We start from the raw sequence: 16789 nt of genomic DNA, 5'->3' as shown, positions 1-16789 counted from the left end.
TAACGCCATGTCTATCACTCCAATGTCCCCTGCGATCATCAAGCAGGGGTGGGTTCAAACATGGGTCACTTCTCGATGGAAAAATCCCTCAATCCCGGGTCAGTTCTCGGCGGAAATCAACACGGAGACAGTCCGGCGAATGCGGCGAAATCCGGCAGGCGAGCAACGCCTTCACAGAGTCGTGCATTGATTTCGGCGACCGCCGAGGCTACGCGAGAGTCGATGACTGCCGGTGCGACGTCACCCTTTTGCATCCATTGTGTCCAAAAATTAGTCCTCCGCCCCGCGTCCAGTACAATAATCGCCTTCTGCTGCGCGAGTCTTTCCCGCAACGGACCTTCCATGGCTGCAGGGACCGAGGGCGGTTCAAGGAAAACCATGTCGGCGTCTCCGCCTTTTTTCGATGCGATGGGGGGTGAGCGGTTCGACGAGGATGCATTGTCCCGACACTGGCCGGTTGTTCGCATCGAACACGGTTATCGAGTGCGCCGTGAAAATCGCTTGAGCGCAGAAGTGGTGGTGCAGATCACTATCTCCGATCGATCCGGTCCATCGCGCCCAGCGGTCGCCGATTTCGATTTTCCCAAACCAGTCCTGCACTCAAATCGTCATTCAATTTATGTCCGGGGATCACCAGATTCCCCGATGGCACCTCGACCATCATCGGTCGCGTTGGCACACCAGACCTTCGTTGGGATCGCCGCGGCGATCCGGCGACGCCGTGCCCCGAAGAGTTTGCCTGCATGTCTCGAACGGATGGCCCAATCAGCTTTGCGTGGTGAGTGCCCACGAGAGTGGAATGATAATCGCAAGCAGTATCGGTTGATGTATGAGATAGATCAGCAAGCTGCGATTTCCCATCCAGACCAAAATCCTCGTAAGCCATCCTTGCTGCGTGTGGTCGCCCAGAGAACTCCGATCACGTCGAGATGCGAACAGCTTTGCGCTTGCCATGCCCAGAAGCGTGACGCCGACCCACGGAAAAATGGGGACGAAATCGTTGCTGGGTGGAGGGTGTTCTGCAAATCCGATCCAAGCCAGCCACCGCGTGTTGAATGCCGGTGCATCCACAACGAATGGCAGCATCAGCACTATTGTCGCCGCGCCCAAACAGACTAAGGCGCTAGCGCGCAAGAACAGTATACCAAGCAGCGTGGCAGCCGCGATCGCGTGGAGAATACCGAAAAAGATGAAGCTGTCCGGAAAAACGAACCAGGTGATCAGCGTGATGACCATCGCGTAAGCGATGATGGTGAAAAGGCGGCGGGTAAAGGATCTCACGTGAACGGTTTCGCGATGTGCGAGCACCAGACTGACACCCACGAGAAACATGAATGTTCCGGCAAGGCTTCGTCCGAAAGCAAGCCAGACGGGATGTCGTGCTACACCGCTGATCATGCCGGTGAATTCCAGATCCCACACAATATGAAACAGGACGACGCCTGCGATCGCCAGTCCCCGTGCGACGTCAATCGCTACAACGCGCTGGCCGTGGGCCAATGTCTTTGCCTCTTCTCTGCGCAGTGGATTCGCAGATCCTCTCACGCGGCGCTCCGGCCTTGGCTAACGGGTGGGCATCGCTCCACGCGTGCGGCTCATTGAGTCCCTTGAGCGAGCTTGACTTCGCTCTCGACAAGATCGACGAGCTGTTGCGGCCCAAAGGTTTGCATGCTCTTGCCGTTGACGAAGAACGTCGGGGTCTGCTCAACCCGCCACGTATCGATGTCCTTCGATTCCTGATCGAGGACTGCTGTCACGTCCGGTGAAGAGGCGTCTTGCCGCGCGCGCTCGAGGTCCAACCCGGCAGCGGCGGCGGCCTGCCATGCCTTGTCAAGGACCGGCCCGCTATGCGGGGCCCATTCCGGCTGCGCGGCCAGGAGAGCTTCCAAGACGGGTTCGAAGAGATCTTGCTTTCGTGCGGCTTCAAGGATTCCTACTGCCTGGTCCGAACCGTCGTGGAATGCGGCGTATCGTAGAACGAGTCGGACGTCCTGAGGATATTGTGCAAGGATATTCTTTACGATGGGATAGAAGGCGCGGCAGGCTTCGCAGGACGGATCGAAGAACTCCACGATGGTGACAGGGGCGCTGGCCGGTCCGATGACTGGCGAGTAGTCTCTGACGAGGCTGGCATTGTCGGAGATCGCCTCAGCACTGCTTCCACCAACACGGTCATAGTAGAACACAGACCCCGCGAAGAGGATGGTGGAGACGACGGCAGCGGAGACGACTATCACCTGTCGACGGTTCATCGATAAACTCCGGGGCGGCACAGGAAAAGGAGCCCGCCGATTGCCGCAAAGGCAATCAGCGAGGCGAGCGGCAAGGGCACGCTGCCCAGAATGGTCATAGCTTCTCCAGCGCAAGATGGCCCGGCGCGCGTGCACGGGACTATCGCTTCTTCTAAAAGCCCGAAGTAGATCAATGTGTGAAGCAAGGCGATCGCCGCGCCCAATCCAACGAGCGGCAATGCATAGAATTTGATGCTGGAATCAGACCGAAATGCCGCGATTCCCAAGATAATTGCGAGAGGAAACATAAATATCCTCTGGAACCAGCAGAGATTGCATGGTGTCTGCCCAACGATCTCTCCAATGAACAAGGCAGTGAGCGTTGCTGCTACCGCGATCATCCAAGCGAACAATAGCCATAAGCCATTGCGCTCCTCCACCACGTCGTTGGACAATTTGTTCAACATTCATCAAGAACCCGTGACTTGATCTCTTGCTATGCGACGAAGCTTTTCCAACCGCGTCTCGCGTGGCTCGTGCATATCCATCATACCGCCAAAGCTGCCATCCGATTTCATGAGGAACACGCCGGCAGTGTGGTCCATCGTGTACTCGCCGGCCTCCAAAGGGACCTTTTTCGCGTAGGCGGAAAAAGCCTTGAGCGCGGCATCTGTCTCGGCAGCCGTACCGCGAAGCGCCAGGATCCGGCTGTCGAACGATGTCATGTAACTTGCCAAGGCTTCTTGGGTATCGCGCTCCGGATCGACCGTGATGAATAGAACCTCGAAACCGTCGGCTACAGGTCCCAGTTCCGTCATAAGGTCCGTTAGCTCGAACAGCGTCGTCGGACAAATGTCGGGACAGTAGGTAAATCCGAAGAAGACTAGATAGGGTCGACCGACCAGCGACTGATTGTCGACGCGTTCGCCGGTATGCGACACCAAGGAGAAAGGCCCACCAACTTTCGCGGTGCCAGTTGAAGTCTCGCCGGTGGGACTGCCACCGGATAGTTGCGTCGACACGATCACGAACATGCCGAGCACCACGATGGCGGCCCACACCGTGAGCCGGAAGGCCCGCAGTCCGCTCACGGCGTATGACCGCCGTGCTCATTGCCGCTGCCCGTTTCCACCGTGGGGTTTCTCTGCACGACAAACTCGATCTCTACGGTTCCGGCCCGGGCGAACTCCAATGTCGCCTTGAAGCTGCTCCCTTCGATCAGCTGCTGGTTGGGTTTGATGAGCATAAGGTGGATGCCGCCTGGCGCCAGCTCGACCGAGGCTCCTGCAGCGATCTCGATTCCATCGGGAAGTGGACGCATCCGGGCTATGCCGTCATCCATGGTCATCTGATGGACTTCGATCCGATCAGCTATCGGTGTCGAACCGCCGGTCAGTCTGTCGGGCTGTGAACCTGAATTTGTCACCGTCAGATAGGCTCCGGCGACCGGGGCAGCGGACGGCGTGACCCGTGACCACGGATGGCCAATCTTGATATCACCTTGCGAGAATTGGTGCGCAAAAGCTGACGTAGAAAGCAGCATCGCGGCCAACATGCAAATGGGCTTTACTGTCAGCTTGAACCCGGAAGACAATGGGTTTCCTCCAACTATTTTTCTGTCGCAGCTTTGTCGCCCTTTCGTGTCACAGGGACCACTACGCACTTCGCCGCATAGGCCTGCCATCATGTTTCACGAAGCCCTTTCCAGGCGAGCAGGCGCATGGCATTGGCGGTGACCAATACCGTCGCGCCGGTATCGGCAAGAATGGCGGGCCACAGCCCGGTCACGCCAAGAACCGTGGTTACGAGGAACACGGCCTTCAGGCCAAGCGAGAGGGTGATATTCTGGAGGATGTTACGCATGGTGAGGCGAGACAACACCACCATATTGGCGACGTCCTTGACACGGCCATGCAAGACGGCCGCATCGGCTGTTTCCAGAGCAACGTCCGTGCCGCTGCCCATGGCAATGCCGATGTCAGCAGCTGCGAGCGCCGGGGCATCGTTGATCCCGTCACCGACCTTGGCCACGAACTTGCCCTTCGCGCGCATCTCGCCGACGATCTTCTGTTTGTCCTGCGGCATCAGTTCAGCGCGTGTTTCCATGCCGAGCGACGAGGCTATGGCTTTCGCTGTCCGCTCATTGTCGCCCGTCAGCATGACGGTTTCGGCTCCAAGAGCGCGTAGTGCGGCTATACCGGTCTTGGCGTCCTCTCGCGGCTCGTCGCGTATTGCGAGGAGGCCCGCCACCTCCGTTCCGGCAAGCAGCACCGAGACAGTCTTGCCTTCGTCGTTCAGGGCGGCGATTTGCGATAGCAGCCCTTGGTCCAATGTGACCTTTTCGGCCGCAGCGCGCGGTGAAGCCAGAAAGAGCTTCACCGCATCCACTGTCCCCACCACACCCTTGCCGCCAACAGCGCCGGCATCGGTAGCGGCGACGACACGAACCTTGTCAGCCTCCGCCCTTGCCAGGATGGCCACAGCCAGCGGATGGCTCGATCCGGCCTCGAGGGCCGCTGCGAGCCGCAATACCTCACGCTCGTCGCGTGCCACACCGATGATGTCGGTGACCTTCGGCTTGCCTTCGGTAAGCGTCCCCGTTTTGTCGAGCGCGACGTAGTTGACTTTGCCCAGATTCTCCAGCACCGCTCCGCCCTTCATCAGGAGACCACGGCGTGCGCCGGCGGATAGCGCCGCGGCGATCGCCGCAGGCGTGGAGATGACCAGCGCGCAGGGGCATCCGATCAGCAGAACTGCGAGGCCACGATAGATCCAGGTGTTCCATTCCGCGCCGGCCAGCAGCGGCGGCAAGATCGCGATCAGTGCAGCCACCACCATGACGCCCGGGGTATAATATTTCGAGAAGCGATCAATAAAGCGTTCGGTCGGCGCCTTGGACTCCTGGGCCTCCTCGACCAATGCGATGATGCGGGAAATGGTGTTGTCGGCCGCTGCTGCCGTTACGCGCACCCGGAGCACGCCTTCCTGGTTCACAGTGCCCGCGAAGACCTTGTCATCGGGTTCCTTGCGCTTCGGCACGGACTCGCCGGTCACCGGCGCCTCGTCGACCGCGCTTTCACCGGAGAGCACGACGCCGTCGGCCGGCACACGGTCGCCGGGCCGAACGAGCACCACAGCATCTACCGTCAGGCTTTCAGCGGGAACGGTCTGCGTGGTGCCGTCGCGCTCAAGGAGCGCAGTCTTCGGCATCAGTGTTGCGAGCGCCCGTATTGAGGCGCGAGCCCGGCCTGTCGCTATCCCTTCAAGTAGCTCACCGACAAGAAACAGGAAGACGACGACGGCGGCCTCTTCGGCCGCATTGATGATGACGGCTCCGACTGCCGCGACCGTCATCAACGTCTCGATTGTGAACGGGCTCCCGTTTGCAGCACCGAGCAAGGCGCGTCGCGCAATTGGTATGAGCCCGACGGCCATGGCAATGATGAAGCCCCACGGCTGGGTCTGCGGAAGAACCTGCGAAAGCCCAAAGGCGACGGCCAGCGCGATGCCGCAGATGATCGTCAATTGCGCTTTAGAGGTTTTCCACCAGGGTCCGTCCTGCGGCCCGTGATCGTGGCCGTGCATGCCTTCCAGGGCATCAGGCGCCTCGGTAGCGATCCCGCTTCCTGTCAGTGCTTGGTCATGCCTACCGTCCGGCCGATGGACATGGTTTGCGGGGACGGTGGCCGGCTTTTGTCCGGCAGGGCCTATCGGCGCGGCTTTGTAGCCAAGGCTGGTGACCTTGCGGGCAAGTCCGTCGAGGTCAGCCTTGCTCCCGTGCGTGACGGTCATGGTGCCAGCAACAACTGAAACCTTCACATCGGTGACATCCGGCATGCGGCGCACTGCCGTGTCGATCTTTGCCGCACAGCTCGCGCAATCCATGCCGGCGACGCGAAAGCGGGTCTGATGAGCGCCTGCCGACGTAGTCTCCTCGATGGAACCACTCGCAGCGCGATCTTCGCCTGAATGACTGTCCCCCGCGTGATAGCGATCAGCATGGTCGTGCTTGCAATCCGGCCCGTGAACATGCCCGGCATGGTCATGGTCAGAATGATCGTGATCGTGGTCGTGGTCCGAATGGTCGGACCTCCGGTCTTGACCGTGGGCGGGCTCCGCAGCCTTCGACTTTTTCACCGCACCAAGGCGTGTGGCCTTATAGCCTAGCCGGTTGACCTTTTGGGCCAGTGTGTCGAGATCGAGCTTGTCTCCGTGTTCAACGCTCATGGTGCCAGCAACAACCGACACGTTCACATCTCTGACATCCGGTATTCGTCGGACCGCTTTGTCGATCTTGGCGGCGCAACTTGCGCAATCCATGCCTTCAACCCGAAAGCGGGTGCGGCGTGCTGCAGCGGTCATCTCAATGTCTCCTGTCTCGCAGGGACTACGTCATAGGACCTATAGCAGCTAGAGGGTCAAGGGGCTTTGAGAGATTCTTCGCTACTGCGATGGCGGTTGGTCGCGAGAGGCCGAGCGCGTGAGATATTTTTCCAGAACCTGCGGATACAATTGCACCTTGGCTTCTTGGAGTTGCCGCCTCTGCAATTCCTCGGCCATAGAGCGATGCTGTTGGTTGGTCAGGTACTCTTCGATAAAGGGTTTTGCCTCGTCAAGAGTTAACTGCTGCGGCGAGGTTCGTTCCGTCACTTCCACGATGTAGATGCTGCCTCCCAACTCGAAAGGTTTGCCAACTTTTCCCGGCTCCATGTCTTGAATCGCTTCATGGAATGGGTGGCTCATCAGTTCGCCTAGTGGATCCCCGCTTTCGCCGATCCAATCAGGGAACTCGCCACCCTTTGAAGCTGTTTCGACATCCTCGGAATACTCTTGCGCCACCGAGGCAAAGTCCGCCCCCGGGACAGCTCCGGTCAGCTTCCGAAAGGCTTCGTCTGAACGTTCGCGTGCACGACTCGCGTCCGCCTCGCTCGATCCAAGACCGATACGGACATAACGGATTCTCGACTTCGGAGGACTCACAAGGCGATCGCGATTGTCGGAGTAGAATGCTTGAATTTGCTCGTCGGTGACGTCGATCCGGTCGTCCACCTCTTCCTGCTCCATCATTTGCCGCAGCAGACGAAGTCGCGTTTCGTCGGCAAGGGGTTTGTTTGCGACGTCGAGCAACCTGTCATAGGTGTCCGATACCAGGAGCATGCGATCAATCAGCGCGTCTGCCAAACGTTTGAGACCCTCTGCTCCTTCGAACTGGTCGCGAAGTGACGCTTCCTCGTATTCCTTGTAGAAATCGCGAAGGCTGTAGCGCTGTCCCTTGATCGTGAAGAGCGTCTTTTCGCCGTTATCCGCGAACCATCGCTGTTCCTTTTGCGTGCGTACGGTTGTCATGATCGTCGGGCGGACTTCGGCTAAGCTCTTTGCGCCCGCGGGCATGACCTCCTGAAGGTGGACGACGTAATACGATCCGCCTGCCTGAAACACGCTCGCCAGTTCCCCGGGAACCAGTGCAAAGACGTTTTTGTCCCAATCGGGGTTCTTGCTGCCTTCGGGCACCTCCGCCCGGGATGAAAAACGTGCCTTCGAGAATCGCTCTGCTGTCGCCTGGAATGTTGCACCGCCCTGGATGCTCAGTAAGGCGCTGGCCGCCTCTTGTTGGGCCTTCGGGCCGAATTGTGATGCACTAAACTCCAGTTCATCAACGATGGCGCGGCGTGGCAATTTGAATTGGTCGATGTTCTGTCGGTAGTAGGTCTCAAGCTCCTCCTCGCTCGGAGCAGGTACATCCAGGAGATCGAAACTGCGAGTGATCGATCCGCTCGTTCGCAGCTTCTCCAAATAATCTTCGACAAAAGCGGGTTCCTGCTCGGCAACCAGGGTCCGCCGTATCTCATCGCGCACTTCGGTAAAGCTACGTCCTTCATAGCGTGCTTTGTTCTTATCGTAGTATTCACGCATGCTGCTCTCGGAGATTGAGATGCGCTCGGTATGAAGCTGGTCCGCGAAGGATTCGAGATTGAGATTTTCATTTATGTGTTTGATCGCATGTTGGAAGCTCTCGTCGGCTTCCGGCTTTCGATTTGCCGCCCATCGGAGAATTAGTTGATCGGATACGAGATCTTCAACCGTCTCAAGAAGCGCTTCTTGCGACATGGGACCAGGGCTGCTGGTGGACGAGGAGAGCACATTCAGGTGAGATTCGATGTCTTCAAGGGTTATCTGTCCCCCCTCGAATGTCGCGACGACGTTGGGGGCCGGAGGAGATGGGAGCGCCATGTCGGCGAAATAGTCCGACGTGAAGAAGACGAGCGCGGCGGGAATGGTCGTGATCGCGAAAATGCTCGCCACATACTGACCCAGTGTCGGTCGCCGTGCTGGCGCCGGCTGAGCCTGATCTGAGTCTGCCGTCGATTCTGCCTCCGACGGTGGGCTTTCCGTGGGCTGGCGGGTGAGCTGCTCCGAGTCATCGGGCATGGAATCCGCTGCGGCCGGATCGGACGCAGGAGGTTCTGGCGAGGCAGTCGCAATTTGTGGACCGGGTGCGATGGTAGCGTGACTGTCAGCCGATTCTGGAGGTTCGACCGTGCGATCGCTGTCCGGATTCGATGGCTTTCCTCTGAGGCTATCGCGAAAATCGGACCAGATCTGACGCCAACCATCGGCCATGGCTAGCGCTCTGCCTCACCGTTTGTTGGTGCGCCATTCTGAGCGCCATAAAGTCTCAGGTTGAAGCTGCCGCCTTTCGCGGTATCCAGAGCATAAACCTGCACGCGAGGCATGATTTTCTCGATGGTCTCAAGATACATCCGATATCGGGTCACATCTTCGCCGTAAGCTTCCGCGTTCTTTCGATACTCGTCCCAAAGAAGATCGAACGCGCGTGCCGTTCCGCTTGCGCGCGCCAGAACGGCGGATCGATAAGCGGCAGCCTGCGCCTTCAGCTGCTGTGCCTGACCCCTGGCTTCCGGGACGAGGCTGTTCGCATATCCTCGTGCCTCATTGATCAGACGGGCCTTTTCCTCGCGCGCGGTATTGACGGCTGTGAAGGCATCCGCGACGTTGGCAGGAGGGAACGCTTTCTGCAGATCAACGCCGACGATAACGAGGCCGGTCCGATACTGATCCAGACGCGATTGCGTCTCCTCGCGGATCGCTTGTTGCAAGGACTGCCGTCCGCTGGTTAGCAATGCATCAACCGGCAGACGTGTTACCAGCCTGGTGACCGATGCCCGGAGGGCGTCTCGGACGATGCGATATGGAGCGTATTCGACGTTGAGTATGTAGTTGGCTGGCTCGCGCACCTGATACTGCACGATCACTTCTACATCGACAACATTGGTATCGCCGGAGAGCGCCTGAAGTTTCGCCGGAGGTTCAGGATGTATGTGCTCTTCCTCGGGAGCGCTTATGCCTACTTGCTCACGTCGGACACTGGTAACATCGACGATATCCACGCGGTCGACTGGCCACGGTAGCCGATAGTGGAGTCCCGGTTCAACACTGGGTTGGACAATCGCACCAAAGCGGCGCACAACCGCGGCTTCTCCAGGCGCGACCGAATAGACGCCGGTCAAAGCATAGCCGATAGCGATCAGCATCACCGCACCCGCAAGCAGAGGGCCGGGCCTTAGGTGGCCGAGAGCGACCTTGAAGTCTGCAAATGCGAACCGCCCACCCTCCGCAATGGCGCGAACAAGGAGCTTCGATTTGATCGCGACGTCGCGGGCAATTTTTCCGCTGCCATCGTCCGCCGTCGACGGGGACTTTGGTGATTCTGCCACATCCTCGTCCATCATCTGTCGCGCTCCGAATCCGCGGTCACCTTGGGCGATCCGGCCGGCGATCCGGCAGTCGCGGTCGACGATGGAGGAAGTTTCAGAGCGTTTCGTGGATCCAGATACTGAAGCAGTTCGGAATCGGCGGGCAAAATCAACGTCGTGCCTTCATCAATGAACTTGTCGTAGGCTTCTAGCGTTCTGGAGAAGCGGTAAAAATCCTTGTCCCTGCCGAAGGAGCCCGCATAGATCGCAATCGCTTCCGCATCGGCTGTCCCACGGATCTCGGCGGATTCGCGGCTCGCGGTGGCGAGAATCTTCGCCTTCTCGGTATCGGCTTCCGCTCGTATGCTGGCTGCTTCTTCCGCGCCTTCCGAGCGAAACTGGCGTGCGATCGCCTCGCGCTCCGAGCGCATGCGCTGGAAAACGCTTGTGAGGTTGGCCTCCGGGAACGTGAGCTCCTTGAGCTGGATATCTGTGACCGTGAAGCCATAAGCACCCGTGCGGGCTGCAGCCCGCTCCTTAACGGCGTTCAAGGTGTCTGGAAGGCTCGCCTGTGAGGTATCGACTGTGACGAGATTTCCGAGCTCGACCTGGCCCAATGCCGCTCCGAGCTCAGCTTTAATAATATCGTTGAGCTGTGTGCTGGCGCCGCGCAGGCTGTTGACGTTCTTCAGAAACGCCAGCGCGTCCGTTACTTGCCAGGTGGCGTAGGCCTCCACCATAATGTTCTTCTTGTCGCTACTTAGGAATTCCGTTTTCGGTAGGTTGTAGACTTGAATTTGCTTGCTGATTTTTAGAACGCTTTGAATGGGGTCGGGCGCTTTGATATAGAGACCAGGGTCACTGAGCACGCGGACGGGCCGTCCAAACTGCGTCACGATCGCGTACTCGGTGGTGTCGACCTGATAGAGGGTCAATGTTGCTCCCAGGAAGCCAAGGCCCAAGACGCCAAGAGCGGCAATTCGAACTGGTTTCATGTCGTAGTGGTCCTCGCCCGTCCCTATTGCATTGGGGGCAGCAGTTGAGCCTTGCCCGGTTGCGTTATCCAAAGATCCGTCGATTGCGGAATGATCGTCGGGTCCATCACGAATTTCTTGGCGCCGGCTAGCGATTTCTCCACGGCCTCGAGGTAAAGGCGCTGGCGGGTGATCTCCGGCGCCGCCGCGTAGGCTTGTCGCCGCGATTCGAAGTTCGCGGCATCTCCAGCGGATGTGGCGAGCTTTTCAGCGGCATAGGCTCGCGCGGCCTGCCGCGCGGTGTCGGCATCGCCGCGTGCGGTCGGAAGAACCTCGTTGCGGTAGGCGAGCGCCTCGTTGACGAAGGTGTTGCGATCTTCCCGCGCGCTCGCGACGTCGCGAAATGCATCAGCCACTTCGGGAGGCGGCGCACTCTCGAGCAATTGCACGCCGACGATCCGGATCCCCGCAGCACTCCGGTCGAGCGACGCCTGGGCAGCCTTCGCGGCTTTGTCCTGTATGGCGGTCTTGTCGACCGTGAGGACAGCGTCAACCGCGTCCTCACCAACGCTCTGGCGCAGGGCTCCCACGCCGGCCTGGAGGACGAGGTCGTCCGGCGCGGATACATTGAGAACGAATGCCGAAGCGTCGCCAACTGAGAAGTGAACGCTCGCCCGGACAGAGATGAGGTTCTCGTCGCCCGTCAGCATCTGGAGAGGGCCGGTCTCGATTCGTCTCACCAGATCGAGCGCAACCACGTCGACGGTCTCCATCGGGCTTGGCCAGCGATAGTGCATTCCAGGCCCGGCCTCTTCGATCACCTTTCCGAAGCGCCTCACCACCGCCACTTCCCCGGGCTGGACCGTGTAGATGCCGGTCAAGAAATAGAGAGCTATCAAGGCGAGCGATGCGATAGGAGCATAAATGCGAAACCAGCCGCGGCTATGGAGGTGACCGTGTGCGTCCTCGGCTTCCACTTGCAGCTGCTCACGATGGCGCAGCGCAGTGATCGCAGCAGCGGCGATCTCGAATCCAGAGAGAAAAATCATGACGACGACGATGGCCGCTGCAGCCGTGTCCAGGTTCTCCAGGCCGAGAGCGGCGCCTCCCAAGCCGGCGACAACGACAATCGACGCATATATGTCGACTTGAGAGTGGTAGCCGCTGGCAATCAATGCCGGGGAATCTGTCTGGCGGCCCACATAGAGCTTGTAGCGGGCAATGACGTAGGCGACCACGACGGTAACGAGAGAGGCCAGGGTGATAGGCCCAAGGTTCCTCAAATCGGGAGGCTCGCCTGCAAGGACCTCCCCGACAATGTCCAGCCCGACATAGAAGATCGCTGCCGAAACAAGGAGCGCCACCCAATTTTCCACGGCGCGAGCCCCGTTTTGCGCGGCTGCCGCCAGCTTCGTACGGCTCAGGAACAGACCAATCAGAACGAATACGCCGATCGCAAGATCCGCGAGGGAATGAATGGCGCTGGACCGGAGCGCCAGGCTTCCGGAAGCTGCTGACAACCAGAACTTGAAAAGGATCAGAAGTCCGTTGATGAGGATCGTAACGAATACGGTGCGCTCTTTACGATCCATCGGCTGTCGACTCTCGCGAAATGGAAACAGCTTCGGCGGCCGCGACGCTCCTTCGGGGGAAACGGCGAGACAAAGGGGGCTGGGTCAACAGCGGCGGCGAGCGGCTGACGACATCTCCCTCTGTTCACAACCGAACGGAGAGCCACGGTGCTACGCTGCACATACACGACAGAATTTACAGGAGTTCGTCGCAACCTCGCCCGGACATGGCGGAATTCGTCAGCACAGGACTTCTGACACATTCTGCAACACTTTTCTGAAGCGTCGCCCTCAGCTGACGTGGAAGCGATCATTCCGGTCCGTCGGTCACCGGCGCATTGACGCCGGCTACTTGCGTGGCTGGCGAGATCAATGCCTTGGGGCGGCCCCGCGATTGGCGACGTTTGTCCCTACTGGCATCAGGACCCGTACGCAAAGACCGCCAGCTTCGCCGCGGTTTTCCAGTTGGATAGATCCGCCGTGCATATCCAGAGCCATCTGGGCGATGGCCAGTCCAAGGCCGGCGCCACCGGTGTTGCGGTTCCTTGAGCTTTCAATGCGGTAGAACGGTTGGAATATGCGCTCCAACTCTTCATTCGGGACTCCGGGACCTTGATCGGTGATGCTGATGTCGATCATCCCTTCCCTGATCTTGGCAACCACATGAGCGCGCTCCCCATATTTGACCGCGTTGTCGATGAGATTGGACAATGCTCGCTTCAAAGCCAGTGGGCGGCATGCAGCGACTATTGTGCCGCAAGGCACAAAGCTGACGTCGTGCCCGATGTCCGAAAAATCGCTGCAGATCGCCTCCAACAGCGATCCGATATCCGTTGCCTGCGGCTCCTCCTGCGCGGTGCCCTCCCTGGCAAAAGCTAGCGTGGAAGCAAGCATCGCGTCCATCTCCTCGATCGCCGCGAGGATCCGCTGCCGGACCTCGGAATCGCCCAAACTCTCCGCCCGAAGACGAATTGTCGTCAGCGGCGTACGCAAATCGTGTGAGATGGCCGCGAGCATTTGGGCACGCCCTTCGATCGTCTGAAGGACCCGCTTCTGCATGTTGTTGAACGCCCGGGCGGCTTCCCGGACTTCACTCGGACCTGTCTCGGGCAAGGACGGCGCATAGACATTCCGAGCGAAAGTGGTGGCGGCGTGCGCAAACAGTGCCAAAGGGCTCGACATCTTCCTGATGGCCCACAGGGAAAGCGCCAATACGATGACCAAGAACGTCCCGGTAACCGCCAGCTGTCGCTCCCATCCAGGCGCCGAAGCCAGCGGCATCGATGTCGAGAAATTGAGCCTTTGACCCTCTGACAGCGGAACCGAGACCAGCACAGCCTGGTCGCGGTCGTGCCCATAGGCGAGGCGACTGATCCGCGAACCCAGCCACCGGCGCCAGCTATCTGGCGCAAGCGGCGTATTGCCGGGGTTAGCGTCGCTTATGTCCACCGATATCGGTTCGCCCGTGCCCGGTCGAACCTGTCGTAACAACAGGTCGGCCAGCGTGCTGTTGCTGGTGCCAATAGGTTGAAGCGTGTTGTTGGTGTCGTCCTGCGTTATTCTGACGTTGAACAGGTGGCCATCAGAGGAACGAACGATCCGATCCCTCCATTCGCTTGGAACGTTTGAAACAATATTCGCAATAGACGCAATATGCTGGGCGATGTGTTGCTCTTCTGTGCGCGTCAACGACTCAACTCGATCTTCTGACAGTACGAGCAGGGTGACGATATGCGTCGCAATAAGGCCCGTCACAAGAATGACAACTGTCCGGCCGCTCAGGCTTTTCGGGAGCAAACCGATCATCCACGCGACACGTCGGCTGCAAATACATAGCCGTCGCCCCACACGGTCTTGAGGATTTGTGGGTTTTGGGGATCCTCCTCGATCTTCCGCCGCAACCTGCTGATCCGGGTGTCGATGCTGCGATCAATGAATTCGGACTCACGGCCCCGGGTCAAATCGAGGAGTTGATCCCGCGTGAGCACGATCTGCGGCCGCTCAACGAATACTTTCAGCAGGTTAAATTCGGCAGTGCTCAAGGAAAGCAACGCATCATCTATCGACTTCAGAGAGCGTGTCGCCGTGTCGAATGTCCAGCGGTCGAACCGCCACAAGCACGCAGTTTTGCTTCGCGTTCCTGCGGGAACGGATCGCGTCCTTCTGAGAACCGCGCGGATTCGGGCCACGAGTTCCCTGCCGCCGAAAGGCTTTGTCAGATAGTCGTCAGCGCCCATCTCGAGACCGAGGACACGATCAAATTCGTCGCCTTTCGCGGTGAGCATGACAACTGGAATGTTGGTCGTGGCTCTGAGATCGCGACAAAGGGTGAGCCCGTCCTCTCCTGGCAACATGAGATCGAGAACGACAAGGTCGACGCTGCTTTCGATGAGCTGCCGACGCATTTGTCGTCCATCCGCGGCTGCGCTGACACGGTATCCTTCTTTGGCGAGCAGCCCGGCGACCAGGTCTCGAATGTCCTGATGGTCATCAACCACCAGGATATGTCCGTTCAAAACATCCACTGACACACAGGTCACTCCCTGATCGCTACCACAGGGTGAGCGACGTTTGCGGGCTTCCTGTCTCAGCCGATCGATAAGTCTCGCTCCAGCCTAGCGTACAATCTCAAGCTGCTAGAGATTCAAGAGGGTTCTGACGTAGGTCGCCGCGTTAGTTTGACTCACTGGCAAGAGCGAGGAGGAGGGACTATTCGTTCATGCGTCCCGACCGTCTTGCGGCTGCAGAATGCTCGATACGCTTTCACCAAGTAGTCTACATAGGGCGGGCATCGTCGCGATGGCAGCCCTGTGCATAGGGTTTTCCGCAGCATCGTTGGGATCGATGGTTCTCGCGACCACCATCTGGATTGCTGATCTCGCTAACTTCCTGCGCCCGCATCTTCTGCTCACTGCGACGTGCCTGTTTGTTCTTGGCCTGGCCTTCCGCCACCTCGTCGCGGCACTTTTCGGGACACTAGCGCTGCTGAGCGGTGTATTCCCGTTCTTTTTCCTACCACCGCCTGCTTCTTCGCAGATCGGCGCGCCGCTTACGGTGGTGACCGCCAATGTCTATGTCGATAACCCCGATCCGGCGGACTTTCTCTCGCTTCCATCAATCGCGGCCGCCGACATCCTGGTGCTCCAGGAGATGACGCCGCGATGGCAGGACGCGTTGGCAGCCAGCGGCATCTGGCCATTCGAAAGCAGTCGCGACCTACACGCCAACACGGACATGAAGCTGTTCAGCCGATTTCCGATCCTGACCGCGAGAACCGTGTCTCCCGAAAGCGCCGACACGGGCGGCAGGTTTGCCGTCCGTTATGAACTGCGTGTGGGAGGCCGGACCCTCATCGTCTATGCGGTTCATCCGCAGACGCCGAGAAGTCCGCGCATGTGGCGCGAGCGGTCGGCCTATCTGCGTGATCTTGCACGGGCGCTCATGTCCGAACGCCAGGACACTCCCGTTGTCGTCGCGGGTGACTGGAACACCGGCTCGTGGTCTCCCTTCTTCAAAGACCTGTTGTCCTCCACGGGTTACAGGACGACTGAATCCCGATGGTGGCCCCTGCCGACCCGATTCAGCATAAGGTTCGGATCGTGGACGCAGCTCGGGACACCAATTGATCGCATCGTGCTGTCGCCAGCGGTGGGATTGGACAGTTTGGCGACGGGGCCAAAATTCGGCTCAAATCACCTTCCAGTCATTGCGAGGCTCACACTTCCATAGGTCAGGCCATCGATCCCAACTTCAGGCACGGTGAACGGATGCATCAAGACGCGCGGATCGGAAGGCGAGCATGCGGCTAAGGCAGACAATCGGCGTTTTGCTTGCGGCATCGCTTGCCGGCGTTCTACCGGCTTTGGCAGAACCGCCGACGGGCGCGTTCCTGTGGTTCCCAGAGCAAGGAGCAGTACCTTCCTCCGCGGACTGTGATGCGCTCGTGCGGCGCATCAGGCCGTCCCGTGAGAAGGCCGACGCATTGCTTTGGGGCCGAGTGCCGTTCGGTTCGGACATGGAATACTATCTGTTCCTGGATCAAAGGAGGATGGAGACGACCTATGCCGCGGAGGGCGACTACGATACGGGGTCGGTCCGTTTCGGCCAGACCCGCGGGGACGAGACCGCCTTCGAGCTCATCCCCGATGACCATCCGACGGTGACGATTGCCGGGAATATCATTGCGCCTGCGGGCAGCTCGGTCGTCAAGGTCATTCTGCGCAACGTTCCTTCATCCAATGGCGCCGCCGATAGGGTGACCTATTTCTGCCGGTTCGAGGACAACACGGAGGCGTGAG

General features: G+C 59.2%; 14 protein-coding genes. 2 read left to right on the top strand and 12 right to left on the bottom strand.

The window, feature by feature from the left end; all coding sequences use genetic code 11:
- Window positions 1-765 precede the first annotated feature (765 nt).
- The 12 genes from C7T96_RS22670 to C7T96_RS22615 form a co-directional block, all read right to left on the bottom strand.
- The gene (locus tag C7T96_RS22670; RefSeq protein WP_106573531.1) at window positions 766-1500 is read right to left on the bottom strand and encodes a heparan-alpha-glucosaminide N-acetyltransferase; all 735 of its coding nucleotides are present in this window, start codon (window positions 1498-1500) and stop codon (window positions 766-768) included.
- Between the two features lie 95 nt (window positions 1501-1595).
- Window positions 1596-2252 carry a thioredoxin domain-containing protein gene (locus tag C7T96_RS22665; protein WP_106573530.1) on the bottom strand — a complete coding sequence of 219 codons (657 nt, stop codon included), beginning with the start codon at window positions 2250-2252 and terminating at the stop codon, window positions 1596-1598.
- Window positions 2249-2698, bottom strand: a complete 450-nt coding sequence (locus C7T96_RS22660) for a disulfide bond formation protein B (protein WP_106573529.1) — start codon at window positions 2696-2698, stop codon at window positions 2249-2251. Before C7T96_RS22660 ends, C7T96_RS22665 begins: the two co-directional genes overlap by 4 nt.
- A 3-nt stretch (window positions 2699-2701) precedes the next feature.
- Window positions 2702-3322 carry an SCO family protein gene (locus C7T96_RS22655; protein WP_106573528.1) on the bottom strand — a complete coding sequence of 207 codons (621 nt, stop codon included), beginning with the start codon at window positions 3320-3322 and terminating at the stop codon, window positions 2702-2704.
- Window positions 3319-3825: a copper chaperone PCu(A)C gene (locus C7T96_RS22650; RefSeq protein ID WP_245414225.1), complete on the bottom strand. Its 507-nt coding sequence runs from the start codon at window positions 3823-3825 to the stop codon at window positions 3319-3321. The genes C7T96_RS22655 and C7T96_RS22650 overlap by 4 nt, the downstream gene beginning before the upstream one ends.
- Before the next feature lie 89 nt (window positions 3826-3914).
- Window positions 3915-6593 carry a heavy metal translocating P-type ATPase gene (locus C7T96_RS22645; protein ID WP_106573527.1) on the bottom strand — a complete coding sequence of 893 codons (2679 nt, stop codon included), beginning with the start codon at window positions 6591-6593 and terminating at the stop codon, window positions 3915-3917.
- Window positions 6594-6674: 81 nt separating this feature from the next.
- The gene (locus C7T96_RS22640; protein WP_245414224.1) at window positions 6675-8852 is read right to left on the bottom strand and encodes a peptidylprolyl isomerase; all 2178 of its coding nucleotides are present in this window, start codon (window positions 8850-8852) and stop codon (window positions 6675-6677) included.
- Window positions 8853-8854: 2 nt separating this feature from the next.
- Entirely contained in the window at window positions 8855-9982 is a 1128-nt protein-coding gene (gene hflK / locus C7T96_RS22635) for an FtsH protease activity modulator HflK (protein WP_106573525.1), read from the bottom strand.
- Window positions 9979-10941 carry a protease modulator HflC gene (locus C7T96_RS22630; RefSeq protein ID WP_106573524.1) on the bottom strand — a complete coding sequence of 321 codons (963 nt, stop codon included), beginning with the start codon at window positions 10939-10941 and terminating at the stop codon, window positions 9979-9981. Before C7T96_RS22630 ends, hflK (C7T96_RS22635) begins: the two co-directional genes overlap by 4 nt.
- Before the next feature lie 23 nt (window positions 10942-10964).
- Entirely contained in the window at window positions 10965-12512 is a 1548-nt protein-coding gene (hflK, locus tag C7T96_RS22625; RefSeq protein WP_106573523.1) for an FtsH protease activity modulator HflK, read from the bottom strand.
- A gap of 348 nt (window positions 12513-12860) precedes the next feature.
- Window positions 12861-14297, bottom strand: coding sequence for an ATP-binding protein (locus tag C7T96_RS22620; RefSeq protein ID WP_106573522.1), 1437 nt, complete (start codon window positions 14295-14297; stop codon window positions 12861-12863).
- Window positions 14294-15022: a response regulator gene (locus C7T96_RS22615; RefSeq protein WP_199190557.1), complete on the bottom strand. Its 729-nt coding sequence runs from the start codon at window positions 15020-15022 to the stop codon at window positions 14294-14296. The genes C7T96_RS22620 and C7T96_RS22615 overlap by 4 nt, the downstream gene beginning before the upstream one ends.
- 217 nt (window positions 15023-15239) lie before the next feature.
- On the opposite strand from C7T96_RS22615, the gene C7T96_RS22610 reads away from it, so the two are divergent.
- Window positions 15240-16220, top strand: a complete 981-nt coding sequence (locus C7T96_RS22610) for an endonuclease/exonuclease/phosphatase family protein (protein ID WP_106573521.1) — start codon at window positions 15240-15242, stop codon at window positions 16218-16220.
- Window positions 16221-16290: 70 nt separating this feature from the next.
- Window positions 16291-16788, top strand: coding sequence for a hypothetical protein (locus tag C7T96_RS22605; protein ID WP_106573520.1), 498 nt, complete (start codon window positions 16291-16293; stop codon window positions 16786-16788).
- Window position 16789: the final 1 nt, after the last annotated feature.

It is taken from the genome of Nitratireductor sp. StC3, assembly GCF_003015025.1.
Taxonomy (GTDB): domain Bacteria; phylum Pseudomonadota; class Alphaproteobacteria; order Rhizobiales; family Rhizobiaceae; genus Mangrovimarina; species Mangrovimarina alexandrii.
Note: the sequence above shows the minus strand (reverse complement) of the source record. Positions and strands in the feature narration are given on the sequence as shown.